This window comes from Flexivirga caeni (assembly GCF_003724155.1).
In the GTDB taxonomy this organism is placed as follows: domain Bacteria; phylum Actinomycetota; class Actinomycetes; order Actinomycetales; family Dermatophilaceae; genus Flexivirga; species Flexivirga caeni.
Genome location: NZ_RJJQ01000002.1, coordinates 52,658 through 68,440 on the forward strand (window position 1 = coordinate 52,658; position 15,783 = coordinate 68,440).

12 protein-coding genes are annotated in these 15,783 nt (G+C 68.7%); 7 read left to right on the plus strand and 5 right to left on the minus strand.

The window, feature by feature from the left end; all coding sequences use genetic code 11:
- Positions 1-68: 68 nt before the first annotated feature.
- Positions 69-1,049, minus strand: a complete 981-nt coding sequence (locus EFY87_RS02600; protein ID WP_123269917.1) for a D-2-hydroxyacid dehydrogenase — start codon at positions 1,047-1,049, stop codon at positions 69-71.
- Positions 1,050-1,112: 63 nt separating this feature from the next.
- Here EFY87_RS02600 and EFY87_RS02605 point away from each other — a divergent pair, with 63 nt between their 5' ends.
- A complete protein-coding gene (locus EFY87_RS02605) occupies positions 1,113-2,336 on the plus strand; it encodes a M24 family metallopeptidase (protein WP_245988340.1) in 1,224 nt (407 codons plus the stop codon).
- A gap of 410 nt (positions 2,337-2,746) precedes the next feature.
- Here EFY87_RS02605 and EFY87_RS02610 read toward each other — a convergent pair whose 3' ends face one another.
- Positions 2,747-3,991, minus strand: a complete 1,245-nt coding sequence (locus EFY87_RS02610; RefSeq protein WP_425459342.1) for an alpha-hydroxy acid oxidase — start codon at positions 3,989-3,991, stop codon at positions 2,747-2,749.
- An 80-nt stretch (positions 3,992-4,071) separates the two neighbouring features.
- Between EFY87_RS02610 and EFY87_RS02615 the strand changes: the two genes are divergently transcribed.
- Entirely contained in the window at positions 4,072-5,499 is a 1,428-nt protein-coding gene (locus tag EFY87_RS02615; protein WP_245988342.1) for an MFS transporter, read from the plus strand.
- Between the two features lie 18 nt (positions 5,500-5,517).
- Here EFY87_RS02615 and EFY87_RS02620 read toward each other — a convergent pair whose 3' ends face one another.
- From EFY87_RS02620 to EFY87_RS02630, 3 genes are read right to left on the minus strand one after another with little or no spacing between them, the layout of a single operon-like run.
- Positions 5,518-6,396, minus strand: coding sequence for an EamA family transporter (locus tag EFY87_RS02620; protein WP_245988344.1), 879 nt, complete (start codon positions 6,394-6,396; stop codon positions 5,518-5,520).
- A 7-nt stretch (positions 6,397-6,403) separates the two neighbouring features.
- Entirely contained in the window at positions 6,404-7,174 is a 771-nt protein-coding gene (locus tag EFY87_RS02625; RefSeq protein ID WP_148043222.1) for a C40 family peptidase, read from the minus strand.
- 36 nt (positions 7,175-7,210) lie between these two features.
- Positions 7,211-7,876 carry an MBL fold metallo-hydrolase gene (locus tag EFY87_RS02630; protein ID WP_123269919.1) on the minus strand — a complete coding sequence of 222 codons (666 nt, stop codon included), beginning with the start codon at positions 7,874-7,876 and terminating at the stop codon, positions 7,211-7,213.
- Between the two features lie 62 nt (positions 7,877-7,938).
- Between EFY87_RS02630 and uvrA the strand changes: the two genes are divergently transcribed.
- The 5 genes from uvrA to EFY87_RS02655 all read left to right on the plus strand — a co-directional run bounded on the left by uvrA (position 7,939) and on the right by EFY87_RS02655 (position 15,743).
- Positions 7,939-11,076, plus strand: a complete 3,138-nt coding sequence (uvrA, locus tag EFY87_RS02635) for an excinuclease ABC subunit UvrA (protein WP_220093470.1) — start codon at positions 7,939-7,941, stop codon at positions 11,074-11,076.
- A gap of 78 nt (positions 11,077-11,154) precedes the next feature.
- Positions 11,155-11,622: a Rieske (2Fe-2S) protein gene (locus EFY87_RS02640; RefSeq protein ID WP_123269921.1), complete on the plus strand. Its 468-nt coding sequence runs from the start codon at positions 11,155-11,157 to the stop codon at positions 11,620-11,622.
- Between the two features lie 268 nt (positions 11,623-11,890).
- Positions 11,891-13,906, plus strand: coding sequence for an excinuclease ABC subunit UvrC (gene uvrC / locus EFY87_RS02645; protein ID WP_123269922.1), 2,016 nt, complete (start codon positions 11,891-11,893; stop codon positions 13,904-13,906).
- A complete protein-coding gene (gene rapZ / locus EFY87_RS02650; RefSeq protein ID WP_123269923.1) occupies positions 13,903-14,796 on the plus strand; it encodes an RNase adapter RapZ in 894 nt (297 codons plus the stop codon). The genes uvrC and rapZ overlap by 4 nt, the downstream gene beginning before the upstream one ends.
- 2 nt (positions 14,797-14,798) lie before the next feature.
- Positions 14,799-15,743, plus strand: a complete 945-nt coding sequence (locus tag EFY87_RS02655; RefSeq protein ID WP_123269924.1) for a gluconeogenesis factor YvcK family protein — start codon at positions 14,799-14,801, stop codon at positions 15,741-15,743.
- Positions 15,744-15,783 lie beyond the last annotated feature (40 nt).

A 15,783-nucleotide genomic window follows, 5' to 3' on the forward strand; every position in this document is an offset into this window, starting at 1 on the left:
CGGGTTTCGGCGGTGGCGGTGTCCCGAAGTCGCGACGGTCGCGCGTTGGGGACGGTTATCCGCGGAGATCAGCGCCCGCCCGGGACGAACCCGAGTCGCTTGTCAACCGGATGCGGCAGTGGCTGGCCCGCGAGCCGGTGGGTGGCGAGGTCGACGAACTGTCTGGACAGCGCCTGCAGCGAGCCCTGCGCATCGCCCGACAGGTGTGGCGAGACCGTCACCGTTGGGAGGTCCCACAACGGCGACTCCGACGGCAACGGCTCGGTCTCGAAGACGTCCAGGGCGGCTCCGGCCAGCTGCCCGGCCTCCAGGGCTGCGACCAGGTCGGACTCGACGACGCTCCGGCCACGCCCGACGTTGACGAAGTATGCCGAGGGACGCATCGCCGCAAACACCTTGCGGTTGAAGAGGTTCCGTGTTTTGTCGGTCAACGGGGTGACATTGACGACCACGTCGAAGTCACCCACGTGATCGGCCAGCGCCGTGCTGGCGACGACCGTGCCGAAGTCGGGATCGCCATCGCGTGCGGTGCGGCCGGCGCCGGTCACCTCGACGTCGACCGCGCGCAGCAGCCGGGCGATCTCGCACCCGATGCTGCCGGTCCCGACGACCAGCGCGCGCTGCCCGCGCAGCGGCATCGTCTGACGGTGGCGCCATACATGCTCTCGCTGCAACTTGTCGCCCTCGCGCAGCAGCTTCGCATGTGCGAGCACCGCGGCAAGGACGAATTCGGCGATCGGCCGGTCGAAGATGCCGCGGGCGTTGGTGACGACGACGTCGGACTCGCATAGCTTCGGGAAGAGCAGCGTGTCGACGCCGGCGGCCGCGACGTGGATCCAGCGCAGGTCGGCGCAGTGCCGCCATACGTCCCGGACCGAGGTGGAGAAGAAGTCCCAGAGGAACAGCGCCTCGGCGTCGTCGAGCGCGGTCGCCAGCCCCGCCGAGTCCGTGATGCGGATGATGGCGCGGTCGGCCAGCACGTCGAGGCCGTCCGGGTGGTTAGCTGAGTCGGCGACGAGCACGGTGATCACGGGGCGGTGGGAGGTCACCAGGTCACTACAGGCGTGCTGTCGTCGATTGTCAACAACGGACGGGGCATGCACGATGTGCGGGTGACCCCGATATCGCCCGAAGCCGCCGATGGTGACCTATGCGCGCGGCCTTTCCCGGAGCAGGAATACCTCGATCGGCTGGGGGCGGTGCAGGCGCGTATGACGGAACGCAGCCTGAGCTCACTGATCGTCGCCGACCCGGCGAACCTCTACTACCTGACCGGCTACAACGCGTGGTCGTTCTACATGCCGCAGTGCCTCATCGTGCCGGTCGACGGCGACTGTCACCTCTTCACGCGTGCGATGGACGCCGCGGGTGCGCACTACACGGCGTTCCTCCCGACCGACCGGATTCACGGCTACCCGGACCAGCTGGTGAACCGCCCGGACGCGCATCCGTTCGACTGGATCGCCGCGCGTGCGCTGGAGATCGGCGTCCTGACCGACGATGTCGGAGGGTATGTCGGTGCGGAATTCGACGCGCACTTCTTCTCGGTGCGCAGCTACCTCTCCCTCCGGTCGGCCCTCAAGACGGCTGCCCTGGTGGACAGCAACGAGTTGGTCAACTGGGTGCGGGTGCGCAAGTCGCCGCTGGAGCGCGCCATGTTGCACTCGGCGGGCCGGATCGCGCAGCGCGTGATGGAGATCGCGCTGGGCGAGCTGGAACCCGGTCGTCGCCAGTGCGACGTCGTCGCCGAGATCCAGCACGCGCAGGCGCTCGGCGCGCAGCAGTTGGGCGGTGACTATCCGGCGATCGTGCCGATGCTGCCGACGGGGGAGACCGCGGGCACACCGCACCTGACCTGGAGCGACCTGCCGCTGCGCCGCGGGGAGGCGACCACCGTCGAGCTGGCCGGAGTCTTCCACCGCTACCACGCGCCGCTGGCCAGGACGGTCGTCCTCGGCAAGGCGCCGCGCCGGCTGGTGGACTGTGCCGAGGCGACCAGCGAGGGCATGGCCGCGGTGCTGGAGAAGCTGCGGCCGGGCACCCGCACGTGTGACGTACACCGCGAGTTTGCTGAAACGATAGGCAAATACGGTCTGACCAAGGAGTCCCGCATCGGCTACTCGATCGGCATCGGCTACCCGCCCGACTGGGGCGAGCGCACGGTCAGCCTGCGCCCCGGTGACGAGACCGTAATCGAGGAGAACATGGCGTTTCACGTCATCCTCGGGATGTGGATGGACGGCTGGGGTTACGAGACGTCCGAGTCACTGCTCATCGGGCCGGACGGGCCTGACCTGCTCACCGACATCCCGCGCGGGCTGACGATCAAGGCGTGACCTGGGCTCCGGGTGCGTAAGTGGCAACGGTCGCCGGGCGGGGACAGGTTTCGGCGTCGGATGCGTGCGCAAGTGGCAACGGTCGCCGGTTCGGGACCGAGAAAACGGGGTGAGGCGGCGGAAGGTGTGCCGAATGGGCAGTTACTGGCGAGTATCCCGCTGTACTCGCCAGTACTGCTCACTCGGGCCGCAAAGTCGCGTGCCCGGCGACGCGCGGGCAGAATCCTGGGCTGGCCGTACGCAACCTTCGACGGTCGAGGTTTCAGGACGGGAGCCCACGGGCAAACTGTCCCGAAGTCGCGACGGTCGCGCCGTAGGGACGCGAAATGGCGCCTGGGGTGTCCCGAAGTCGCGACGGTCGCGCCGTAGGGACGCGCCGCCGCCCCCAATCGTCGCGCCAACCCGACGTGTCAGCGACCCGAGGCGGGTAGCAGCGTCACGTGCCGCGGCGTGAGCTCACCCAGGGACGCCACGCCGAGCAGCTTCATCGTCCGGACGATCTCCTCGGTGAGGATCTGGATCATCCGGTCGACGCCTTCGCGGCCTCCGGCCATCAGGCCATAGAGGTACGCCCGCCCGACGAGGGTGAACTTCGCGCCGAGCGCGATCGCGGCGACGATGTCGGCGCCGGACATGATCCCCGTGTCGAGCGCGATCTCGGTGTCGGCGCCCACTTCGCGCAGCACTTCAGGCAACAGCACGAACGGCACCGGCGCCCGATCCAGTTGGCGCCCACCGTGATTGGACAGCACGATGCCGTCGACGCCGAGGTCGGTCAGCTTGCGTGCGTCGGCGACCGACTGCACCCCCTTGACCACCAGCTTGCCCGGCCACAGCCCCCGGATCACCTGCAGGTCCTCGAACGAGATCGTCGGGTCCATCGCCGCGTCGAGCAACTCTCCGACAGTCCCTCCCGTCGAGGACAGCGACGCGAATTCCAGTTTCGGCGTCGTCAGGAAGTCCCACCACCACCAGGGCCGCGGCATCGCGTTGAGCACGGTCCGGGCGGTCAGCTGCGGCGGGATCGAGAAGCCGTTGCGTTTGTCCCGCAGCCGGGCACCGGCGACCGGAGTGTCAACGGTGAAGAACAACGTGTCGAACCCGGCCGCAGCCGCGCGTCGTACCAGCTCGTAGGAGATCTCGCGGTCGCGCATCACGTAGAGCTGAAACCAGATGCGGCCGTGCGGGTTTGCCCGCCGTACGTCCTCGATCGAGGTGGTGCCGAGAGTCGACAGCGAGAACGGTATGCCGGCAGCCGCTGCCGCCGTCGCGCCGGCCGTCTCGCCCTCGGTCTGCATCAGCCGGGTGAACCCGGTCGGGGCGATGCCGAAGGGCAGCGCCGACAGACCCCCGAAGATCTCGCACGAGGTGTCGACGTCGCCGACCCCGCGCAGGATCCCAGGGTTGAACTGGATGTCGCGGAACGCCCGTCGCGCGCGGTGCAGCGAGATCTCCTCCTCAGCCGCGCCGTCGGTGTAGTCGAACGCCGCTGCGGGCGTCCGCCGCTTGGCGACCCGGCGCAGGTCCGCGATGGTCAGCGCCGAGTCGAGCCGGTGTCTCTTGCGGTCCAGTTGCGGCTTCTTGAACCGCATGAGTTCGAAGATCTCGGCTGGCTGAGGGCGCTGACGAGTGACCACCAGATCAGCCTCGCACATGAGTGATTGTTAACAGTCGAGATTCGTGGGTAGTAGCTGACGACGACCCACAACCGTCCGCTGCCCCTGAGGAGAAGCACGTGTCAGCACCGACCGCCAGCGAAACCCCCGGCGACCAGCCGGTCGACAACGCCACCTTGCGGCGCGCGGTCGGTGCGTCGATGATCGGCAACGCCACCGAGTGGTACGACTATGGCGTCTACGCCTACCTCGTGAACGAGCTCACGACCAACTTCTTCCCCGGCCACTACGGCCACCTCGCCACGCTGCTGGTGTATGCCGTGTCGTTCATCCTGCGTCCGCTCGGCGGCATCGTCTGGGGACCCATCGGCGACCGCATCGGGCGCAACTCGGTGATGGCGCTGACCATCATCCTGATGGCCGTCGGCACCTTCCTGGTCGGCTGCATTCCCAGCTACGACAGGATCGGCATCTGGGCGCCGATCGTCCTCATCGTGCTGCGGGTCATCCAGGGCTTCTCGACCGGCGGCGAGTATGGCGGTGCCGCCACCTTCATGGCCGAGTACGCGCCCGACAAGCGCCGCGGATTCTGGGGCTCGTTCCTGGAGTTCGGCACCCTGGCCGGGTTCAGCGGCGGCATCATCATCACGCTGATCCTGCGCGCGTCCCTGACCGAGCATCAGATGGACACCTGGGGCTGGCGCATCCCGTTCCTCATCGGGCTCCCGCTCGGGCTGATCGGTCTCTACCTGCGGACCCGGATGGAGGACACGCCGGTCTTCCAGGAGCTGCAGCAGAACGACGAGGTCGAGGAGGCCGCCACCGGTGCGCTGAAGAACCTGCTGCGGGAGCACTGGCGGCCGATCCTGAAGCTCTTCGGGCTGGTCATCGCGCTGAACATCGCCGACTACACGCTGCTGACCTACATGCCGACCTACATGAGCGATTCGCTCGGCATCTCCAGCACGCAGTCGGACGTCGTGGTGCTCATCGGCCAGCTGCTGATGATGGCGCTGATCTGGTATGCCGGTGCCACCTCGGACCGGGTCGGCCGCAAACCGATGTGGTGGTTCTCGCTGACCGCGACCTTCGTGCTCGCGGTGCCGTGCTTCTGGCTGATGGGCCAGGGTATGGCGTGGGCGATCATCGGTTTCGCGGTGCTGGGGCTGGTCTTCCTGCCGCAGCTGGGCACCATTTCGGCGACGTTCCCGGCGATGTTCCCGGCGCACGTGCGCTATGCCGGTATGGCGATCGGCTACAACGTGGCGACCGCGGCGTTCGGTGGCACCGTCGCCTCGGTCGACGACTCCCTCGTCAGCTCGACCGGCAACCGCTACATGCCGGCTTTCTACATGATGGCCGCGATGGTCGTCGGCATGGTTGCGCTCGTCTTCGTGCCGGAGACCGCCGGCAAGTCGTTGCGCGGTCGCGGCACTCCCGGTGAGGACGAACCTGCGGACGATGCCGGCCGGGACCGTCCCGGCATTCACAACGTGTCCGGGATCCGTGACGTGTCACGAGAATTCGGCTCGCGGCGACCTCGGTGAGTCGTCATACGGCAGACGTCATACGTCACGCGGCGGCTGGCCGGCCCCGCGGGCCGCGCCCAGGATGAGCACGCTCGCCGCCACCACGAACAGCATCCCCGCCAGTTTCAGCAGGGACAGGCGCTGCCCGAGCACGAGCAGGCCTGCGCCGGCGGCCACGACGGGTTCGAGCGAGAGCAGGATGCCGAAGACCTGGGGTGACAGCCGGCGCAGCGCGACCAGTTCGAGCGAGTAGGGCAGCACCGAGGAGAGCACGGCGATCCCGGCGCCCTTGAGCAGCGCGGTCGGGCTGAACAGCGAGCCGCCCGCCTCGACCAGCCCGAGCGGCAGCACGACCACCGTTGCCATCAGCATGGCGATCGCCAGGCCGTCCAGACCGGCGAAATGCCTGCCCGCACCGCGTGAGGTGACGATGTATGCCGCCCAGCACGCCCCGGCGCCGAGCCCCAGCATGATGCCGGTGCCGTCCAGCCGGTCCAGGGGCGTGCCGATCGCACCGGACACGAGCAGCACTCCCGCGGCTGCGAGCAGCACGGCGAGCAGGTCCCGCAGGTGCCGCGACAAGACCGCGGAAAGCACCAGTGGACCGATGAATTCGATGGTGACGGCAACCCCGATCGGCAGCCGTTGCAGCGAGCCGTAGAAGCAGAGGTTCATCGAACCCAGCACGACGGCGTATGCCGCGGCGGCGCCCCAGTCTGCGCGTGACCGGCCGCGCGGACTGGGCCGCAGCCACCCGCACAGCAGCACGGTCGCGATGCCGAGCCGCAGCGCGACCGATCCGGCGACGCCGATCAACGGCAGGAGGGTGACCGCGAGCGCACCGCCGAACTGCACCGACACGACACTGCCGAGGATCAGCACGGGTGCGGGCACCGCCCCGGGTCGACGGGTCACGCGGCGATCATAGGTACCGGCTGTGCAACTGCCGGATGCGGCCGACCGCGGTGAGCGTCGCCTGTCGCGGCGCGGGCATCGGCTCCTCGACGACGACTTCGCCGGTGCTCGGGGAGTGCAGGATCCGGCCCGGGCCGGTGACGATGCCAACGTGGTGCAGCGGCTTGCCGGGGTGGGCGAAGAAGTAGAGGTCGCCGGGCTGCGCGTCCGGGATCGGGATGTCTTCGCACGCGCTGTACTGGTCACCGGCGTCGCGCGGGAAGATCACGCCGAGATGACGCAGGCTGTGGTGGACCAGCCCGGAGCAGTCCAGACCGGCCGGCGAGATGCCGCCCCAGAGGTAGGCCAGCCCGATGTGACGCCGGGCCGCGTCGAGGAACGCGTCGACGCTCGGTGTCCGGCCGGCGGCGGGGAGCTGGTCGAGCGGCGCGTCGGCGGCCGGGCGCAGGTGGGCGGTCCGGACATAGCCCGGGTAGCCGGCGGTGCTGCCGTCATACGGCTGCCAGGGCGCGGCGACGCGGGTCCAGCCGTCCGCGTCGTGGCCGGTGACGACGACCGGTTCGCCCTCGACGAGTTCGGAGTCGAAGCGGTCGAAGAGACCGAGGCGGCCTTGCTCGAGCGTGGGCTGGGCATCGAGACCGGCGAGCCACCGGTCGTGGTCCGGTTCGTCGGCGAGCAGCGGCGCGTCGATCGGCCGCGGCGAGGTCGGGTTCGTCCAGAGCCCGGTCACCGGGACGTTCACAATTGCCAGCTGAGAGCAGTTCATGTCAATGATCACCGGACCATCCAACACGGTTTCGCGGCTGCGGTCATCTCACCAGCCCCGAGCGCGCCACTCCGCCAGGTGCGGGCGCTCCGCAGCGAGGGTGGTGTCGTCGCCATGCCCCGGGTAGACGTAGGTGTTGTCGTCATACCGGCCGAAGATCCGCTCCTCGACATCGTCGATGAGCTGCGGAAACGATTGGTACTCATAGTGATCGGTCGCGCCGACGCCACCGGGAAAGAGCGAGTCGCCGGTGAATAGGTGTGTGTGCCCGTCGGCTGCATGCAGGGCGAGAGCTATCGAGCCCGGTGTGTGACCGCGTAGCGCGACCACCTCCAGGAGGAGTTCGCCGACCTGCACGGTGTCGCCGTCGTGCAGCGGCCGGTCCACCGGCACGGGCAGTTCGGCGGCGTCCTCGGCGCCCGCGAGCGTCCGTGCGCCGGTCGCTTCGACCGCGTCGGGCAGTGCGCGGGTGTGGTCCCAGTGCCGATGCGTCGTGACGATCTGGGTCACGTGACCGCCGTCGGCGTCGAGCATCGCCCGGATCGCCGGCCAGTCGTCGGCGGCGTCGATCAGCAATGCGTCGTTGCTTGCAAGGTCGGTCACCAGGTAGACGTTGTTGTGCATGTTCGAAACGCTGATCTTGCTGATGCGGGCGTGGGCGGCCTCGCGTGTCGCGGGGGCATCGCCGGGTGCCACCCGTCCGTCGTAGCCCATCTGTCTCTCCTCTGTGGTCCTTCGAATTCGGGGTTGTCGGTGGCGCGACCTAGCATTGGCCCGTGCCTTCGCCGACGTCATCCACCGTGCCATCCAGTCGCGGCCACGACCACCTCCGGGTCCGTGGTGCTCGCGAGCACAACCTCCAGGACATCTCCATCGACATCCCGCGCGACGCGCTGGTGGTCTTCACCGGCCTGTCGGGTTCGGGCAAGTCGTCGCTGGCGTTCGACACCATCTTCGCCGAGGGCCAGCGGCGGTATGTCGAGTCGCTCTCGGCATACGCCCGGCAGTTCCTGGGCCAGATGGACAAACCCGACGTGGACTTCATCGAGGGCCTGTCGCCTGCGGTCTCCATCGACCAGAAGTCGACCAACCGCAACCCGCGGTCGACCGTCGGGACGATCACCGAGGTCTACGACTACCTGCGGCTGCTGTTCGCCCGCGCCGGGCGGCCGCACTGCCCGGTGTGCGGCGAACCGGTCGGCCGGCAGACGCCGCAGCAGATCGTCGACCAGCTGCTCGCGCTGCCCGACCGCACTCGCTACCAGGTGCTTGCGCCGGTGGTGCGCGCGCGCAAGGGCGAATACGTCGAGCTGTTCGCGGAGTTGCAGGCCAAGGGTTTCTCCCGGGCGCGCGTCGACGGTGACGTCGTGTCGCTGACCGACCCGCCGAAGCTGACCAAGCAGAAGAAGCACACGATCGAGGTCGTGGTCGACCGGCTCGTCGCCAAGGAGGGCGACACCTCCGCCAAACAGCGCATCACCGACTCGGTCGAGACCGCGCTGGGGCTGGCCGCCGGGGTGATGATCGCCGACCTGGTCGATCTCGACGCCGGCGACCCGGCGCGGGAGCGGCGCTTCTCCGAGAAGATGGCCTGCCCGGGCGGGCACCCGCTCGCCATGGACGAGATCGAGCCGCGGTCGTTCTCGTTCAACAGCCCGTTCGGCGCGTGCCCGGCCTGCACCGGCATCGGCACCGAGCTCGAGGTCGACATCGACCTGGTGATCCCCGACCAGGACAAGTCGATCCGTGAAGGCGCCATCCTGCCGTGGGCGCAGGGCGCGCAGTCGTCCGACTACTTCCTGCGGGTGATCGGCGCGCTCGCCGAGGAGCAACGGTTCAGCCTGGACATGCCCTGGCGGGCGCTGCCGGAGCGCGCCAAGGAGTCTCTGCTGCACGGCAAGAACCACCAGGTGCACGTCAAATACCGCAACCGCTACGGCCGCGAGCGCAGCTACTCGACAGGGTTCGAGGGCGTCATACCGTTCGTGAAGCGGCGGCACGAGGAGACCGAATCCGACTGGAGTCGCGACCGCTACGAGGGTTACATGCGTGAGGTGCCGTGCCCCGTATGCCGGGGCGCCCGCCTCAAGCCGGAGTCGCTGGCGGTGACCATCGGCGGCCGGTCGATCGCGGAGGTGTGCGCGCTGCCCATCTCGGAGTCCGCCGGGTTCCTGGACAACGTCGACTTCACCCCGCGCGAGCGGCAGATCGCCGAGCGGGTGATCCGCGAGGTCGACGCACGGCTGGGGTTCCTGCTCGACGTCGGCCTCGACTACCTGTCGCTCGACCGTCCCGCGGCGACCTTGTCGGGCGGAGAGGCGCAGCGCATCCGGCTGGCCACACAGATCGGCTCAGGACTGGTCGGCGTCCTCTACGTGCTGGACGAGCCGTCGATCGGGCTGCATCAGCGGGACAACCACCGGCTGATCGAGACACTGACCCGGCTGCGTGACCTCGGCAACACGCTGATCGTCGTGGAACACGACGAGGACACCATCGCGACGGCCGACTGGGTCGTCGACATCGGTCCGGGCGCGGGGGAGCACGGCGGCAAGGTCGTGCACTCCGGGCCGGTCAAGGAGCTGCTCGACCACCCCGACTCGATCACCGGGGCCTACCTGTCCGGACGCCGCGAGATCGTCACACCAGCGGTCCGGCGCCCGCAGGACGGTCGCCGGATCGTCGTGCGCGGTGCGCGCGAGCACAACCTGCAAGACATCGATGTCGCCATACCGCTCGGCAATCTGGTTGCGGTCTCTGGTGTTTCGGGTTCGGGCAAGTCGACCCTGGTCAATCACATCCTCTACAACGTGCTCGCCAACCAGCTCAACGGCGCCCGGCACGTCCCGGGCCGGCACCGCACGGTCGAAGGACTCGAGCAACTCGACAAGGTCGTGCACGTCGACCAGAGCCCGATCGGCCGCACTCCGCGCAGCAACCCGGCCACCTACACCGGGGTGTTCGACAACATCCGCAAGCTGTTCGCGGAGACCACCGAAGCGAAGGTGCGCGGCTACCAGCCCGGGCGTTTCTCGTTCAACGTCAAGGGCGGCCGCTGCGAGGCGTGCAGCGGCGACGGCACGCTGAAGATCGAGATGAACTTCCTGCCGGACGTCTATGTCCCGTGCGAGGTCTGTCACGGTGCGCGCTACAACCGCGAGACGCTCGAAGTGCATTTCAAGGGCAAGTCGATCGCCGACGTGCTCGACATGCCGATCGAGGAGGCGAAGGACTTCTTCGCAGCGGTGCCGGCCATTGCGCGGCACATGAACACGCTCGTCGATGTCGGTCTCGGCTACGTGCGGCTCGGGCAGCCGGCGCCCACCCTGTCCGGCGGCGAGGCGCAGCGCGTGAAACTGGCGTCGGAGCTGCAGAAGCGGTCGACCGGGCGGACGATCTACGTGCTCGACGAGCCGACCACCGGCCTGCACTTCGAGGACATTCGCAAACTGCTCGGTGTGCTGCAGGGCTTGGTCGACAAGGGCAACTCGGTGATCGTCATCGAGCACAACCTCGACGTGATCAAGTCGGCCGACTGGATCATCGACATGGGACCAGAGGGCGGCCATCGGGGCGGCACCGTCGTCGCGACCGGCACGCCGGAAGAGGTCGCCGAGGTCGCCGAGAGCTACACCGGTCAGTTCCTCGCGCCGCTGCTGGCCAAGTCCAGCCGCGCGGCTCGTCCGTCGCAGCAGCGGGCAACTACGACGGGCGCTGGCAGGGCGGTGGCGAAGAAGCCCGGCGTCCGGAAGTCGGCCGCCACCAAGGCGGCGGCGAAGGCGACCGGCCGCCAGGGTAGCGGCGCCACCAAGTCAGCAGCCCGAGCGCGCACCGCGGCGGCGAGCGAGCGCTCGGCGAAACCCGCGGCGACGACGAAGGCGACGCGCTCGGCGGGCGCCCGGAAGAGCGGCTGATTGCCGGTCGTCCGATCGCACAGGCAAAATACAGGCGAAAGTTACCTGTTGATCATTCAACTATCACACGCTGGGACGATGAGCACACCAGACGAAAATTCCGCAGCCCCCGCGAATGACGGCACCTCCCGCCGTGTCGTGCTTCGTTCCGCCGGTATCGTGGGCGGCATCGCCGCCGCGACGGCCGTTGCGGGATGCGGGTCCTCAGGGGGTTCGTCGAGCGGTGCGGGGAGCGGGTCGAGTGCCTCGGGTGGGGGCGCCGGCGGCAGCGTCGCAAAGGCGAAGGTTCCGGTCGGTAGCGGCTTCATCGACGCCGATCTTGGCGCCGTGATCACGCAGCCGACCACCGGAGAGTTCAAGGCGTTCAGCAATGTGTGCACCCACCAGGGTTGCCTGGTCACCGACATCAGCGGCGACACGATCATCTGCCCTTGCCACGGCAGCGAATTCAGCATCAAGAACGGCGACGCGGTCCAGGGCCCGGCGACGAAACCGCTTGCCCCGAAGACCGCCACCGTCAAGGGCGCGGAGATCGTCGTCTCCTGAGATCGGCCCCGGCATACGGCGGCTGTTGCCGGGTTCCCGGGATTCCCAGGCATTCCCGTCCCGAAGGCGCGACGGTCGAGGGTTAGGGACCGAAATCCCGCCGATCTCGTCCCGAAATCTCGACGGTCGAGGGTTAGGGACCGAAATCCCGCCGATCTCGTCCCGAAGGCGCGACGGTCGAGGGTTAGGGGCGCGGCAGCCCGCAGTTTCCGTCCCGAAGGCGCGACGGGCTCGCGGGCGTGTCGGGACCACTCCATAGAGTGGAGTCGTGGCTGATCCGTCGACCTACCGTCCGAAACAGGGGGAGATCCCGGTCGACCCGGGCGTCTACAAGTTCCGCGACAAGCACGGCCGCGTCATCTATGTCGGCAAGGCCAAGTCGCTGCGCAGCCGGCTGTCGTCATACTTCCAGGACATCGGGGCACTGCACCCGCGCACCCGCACCATGGTCACCACCGGCGCCAGCGTCGAATGGACGGTGGTGCGCAACGAGGTCGAGGCGCTGCAGCTCGAATACTCCTGGATCAAGGAGTTCGACCCGCGCTTCAACGTCAAATACCGCGACGACAAGTCCTACCCCTACCTCGCGGTCACGATGGGCGAGGAGTTCCCTCGCGCACAGGTGATGCGCGGCAGCAAACGCAAGGGCACCCGCTACTTCGGGCCCTACGCCCACGCGTGGGCGATCCGCGAGACGCTGGACCAGTTGTTGCGCGTCTTCCCGATGCGCACCTGCAGCGGCGGGGTCTTCAAACGGGCCGGCCAGGTCGGGCGGCCCTGCCTGCTGGGCTACATCGACAAGTGCTCCGCGCCCTGTGTCGGCCGGGTGACCCCGGACGAGCACCGGGAGATCGCGGAGGAGTTCTGCGACTTCATGGCCGGCAACACCGGCCGGTTCGTCAAGCGACTCGAACGCGAAATGCGTTCCGCCAGCGAGGAACTCGACTTCGAGGCGGCTGCCCGGCGTCGCGACGACCTGATCGCGCTGGAGAAGGCCCTGGAACGATCCGCCGTCGTGCTGCCCGACGCGACCGACGCCGACGTCTTCGGCATCGAGGACGACGAACTCGAAGCGGCCGTGCAGGTGTTCCATGTGCGCGGCGGACGAGTCCGCGGCCAGCGCGGCTGGGTCGTCGACAAGCAGAGCGAGGGCGATCTCGGGCTGGCCGAGGTGGTCGAACGCCTGCTCGGCCAGGTGTATGGCGGAGAGTCTGCCGAAGGTGTGCCGCGCGAGGTGCTGGTGCCGGCGCTGCCACCCGAGCCCGAGGCGATGGCCGACCTGCTCAGCGAGGTTCGCGGCGCGCGCGTCGAACTGCGGGTCCCGCAGCGAGGCGACAAGCGCACCCTGATGGAAACCGTGAGCCGCAACGCCACGCAGGCGCTCGCCCGGCACAAGGTCGCCCGCGCCGGTGACCTGACGGCGCGCAGCCAGGCGCTGCAGGACCTGCAGGACGCGCTCGAGCTGCAGCAGGCTCCGCTGCGCATCGAATGCTTCGACGTCAGCCATGTGCAAGGCACCAACGTGGTCGCCTCGATGGTCGTCTTCGAGGACGGCCTGCCGCGCAAGGGCGAATACCGCCGGTTCATCGTGCGGGGCACCCCGCAGCCCGACGGCACCGTCCGCGTCGACGACACCGCCGCGATGGACGAGATCCTCACCCGTCGCTTCCGCCACTACCTCGACGACCGCGACAACGCCGGCGACATCGAGCTGGACGACGCCGACGACTCCTCCGGCAGCGGGCCGATCGACGAAAAGACCGGCAAACCCAAGCGTTTCGCCTATCCGCCGCAGCTCGTCGTGGTCGACGGCGGCAAGCCGCAGGTCGACGCGGCGTCGCGCGCGCTGGACGCGCTGGGCATCGACGACGTCGCGGTGGTCGGGCTCGCCAAGCGCCTCGAGGAGGTGTGGCTGCCCGGTGACGATTTCCCGGTGATCCTGCCGCGCACGAGTGAGGGCCTCTACCTCTTGCAGCGGGTGCGCGACGAGGCGCACCGTTTCGCGATCACCTTTCACCGGCAGCGCCGCTCGAAGGCCATGACCCGGTCGGCGCTGGACGACATACCAGGGCTGGGCGCCGTACGCCGCAAGGCCCTGCTCACGCAGTTCGGGTCGGTCAAGAAGCTGCGCGCCGCCACCGTCGAGCAGATTGCCGCAGTCAAGGGCATCGGCCCCGGCCTCGCCGATACGGTGCATGCACAGCTGCGAGAAGATGACGGCACCGCACCCGCGGTCAACCTGACCACCGGCGAAGTGCTCGATGACAAGGAGACCACCCGATGACCACCCAGGAGTCCGCGGCAGCGCCCGAACTCATCGTCGTCACCGGCATGAGCGGTGCGGGCCGCACCACCGCGGCCAACGTTCTGGAGGACCGCGGGTGGTACGTCATCGACAATCTGCCGCCGCAGTTGCTGGTCGCCATGGCCGACCTGCTGGCCAGGGAGGACGCCGAACATCGCGACGGTATGCCGAGGCTCGCGGCGGTCGTCGACGTCCGCTCGCGCGAGTTCTTCACCGACTTCCGGCAGGGCATGGACCACCTGCGCGACGAGGGGTGGCGGCCGACCGTCATCTTCATGGACGCGACCGACGAGGCTCTGGTGCGCCGCTTCGAGTCGGTGCGCCGCCCGCACCCCCTGCAGGGGGAGGGGCGGTTGCTGGACGGGATCCAGGCCGAGCGTGAGACCTTGCGTGACCTGCGCGCCACGTCCGACATCCTGATCGACACCAGCGGCCTGAACGTGCATCAGCTCAGCAGCAAGGTGCGCGAATTCGTCGGCGGCGACGAAGGCCCGGCCCTGCGCATCGCGGTGATGTCCTTCGGTTTCAAGTACGGCATCCCGCTGGACGCCGACCTGGTCTTCGACATGCGCTTCCTGCCCAACCCGTTCTGGAATCCTCAGTTGCGTCCGCACACCGGCCAGGAGGCGATCGTCGCCGACTATGTGCTCGCGCAGCCGGGCGCCCGCGAATTCCTCGATCGCACGCTCAGCCTGCTGGAGCCGATGACGGCCGGCTATCTGCGTGAGGGGCGCAGCTATGTCACTCTCGCGGTGGGCTGCACCGGTGGCAAGCACCGCTCGGTCGCGATGGCCGAGGCGCTCGCCGACCGGATCAACTCCGACCAGGTGAAGTCGCTCGTCGTACACCGCGATCTGGGGCGTGAATAGGTATGCCGCGGCGTCCCGCCATCGCCGCCCTCGGCGGCGGCCACGGTCTGTTCGCGTCGCTGCAGGCGCTGCAACTGGTGACCGACAAGATCACCGCGATCGTCACGGTCGCCGATGACGGCGGCTCCAGCGGTCAGTTACGCAAGGAGTTCGACATCCTGCCGCCGGGCGACCTGCGGATGGCGCTGGCGGCGCTCTGCGACAACTCGGAGTGGGGGCTGCAGTGGGCCGACGCCCTGCAGCATCGCTTCGCCGGCGACGGACCGCTCGGCGGTCACGCGCTCGGCAACCTGATCATTGCTTCGCTCTGGGATCTGCTCGGTGACCCCATCGCCGGACTGGACCTCGTCGGGCGGCTGCTCGGCGCGCGTGGGCGGGTGCTGCCGATGGCCGCCGAACCGCTGCGCATCGAGGCGAGTGTGCTGGGTGCCGACCCGGCGGAGCCCGACGCGGTGACCGACATCGTCGGCCAGGTCGAGGTCGCGACCACGCCGGGGCGCGTGCTCAGCGTGCGGCTGCACCCGGACCCGCCGCTGGTCTGCCAGGAGGCGGTGGACGCGGTCTACGACGCCGACTGGGTCATCCTGGGCCCGGGCTCGTGGTTCACCTCGGTCATGCCGCACCTGCTGGTGCCCGACCTGCGCGAGGCGCTCGTGCACACCACCGCCAAACGGATGCTGACGCTCAATATGGTGATGAACACCGGGGAGACGTCCGGTTTCAGCGCCTCCGACCATCTCGAAGTGCTCGCCGCGCACGCGCCGGAGTTGCACCTGGACGTCGTCCTGGCGGATCCTTCTGTGGTCGTCGACGGTGGCGAACAGTTGCGGAGCACCGCTGAATCTCTCGGTGCCGAAGTGGTTTTCGCCGATGTCGCCGACTCGGACCGACCCGGTGCGCACGACACCCTCCGCCTCGCGGCGGCATACCGTGACGTGGTGGACTGATCCGACGTGCTTACCGAGCCGTAACATGTGCCTACCGCCC

Bases quoted from the DNA above. Each gene is read 5' to 3' on its own strand.
- EFY87_RS02610 (WP_425459342.1), bottom strand. From the start codon at position 3,991: ATGTGCGAGGCTGATCTGGTGGTCACTCGTCAGCGCCCTCAGCCAGCC.
- EFY87_RS02630 (WP_123269919.1), bottom strand. From the start codon at position 7,876: ATGGGCTACGACGGACGGGTGGCACCCGGCGATGCCCCCGCGACACGC.
- EFY87_RS02640 (WP_123269921.1), top strand. From the start codon at position 11,155: ATGAGCACACCAGACGAAAATTCCGCAGCCCCCGCGAATGACGGCACC.
- rapZ (WP_123269923.1), top strand. From the start codon at position 13,903: ATGACCACCCAGGAGTCCGCGGCAGCGCCCGAACTCATCGTCGTCACC.
- EFY87_RS02655 (WP_123269924.1), top strand. From the start codon at position 14,799: ATGCCGCGGCGTCCCGCCATCGCCGCCCTCGGCGGCGGCCACGGTCTG.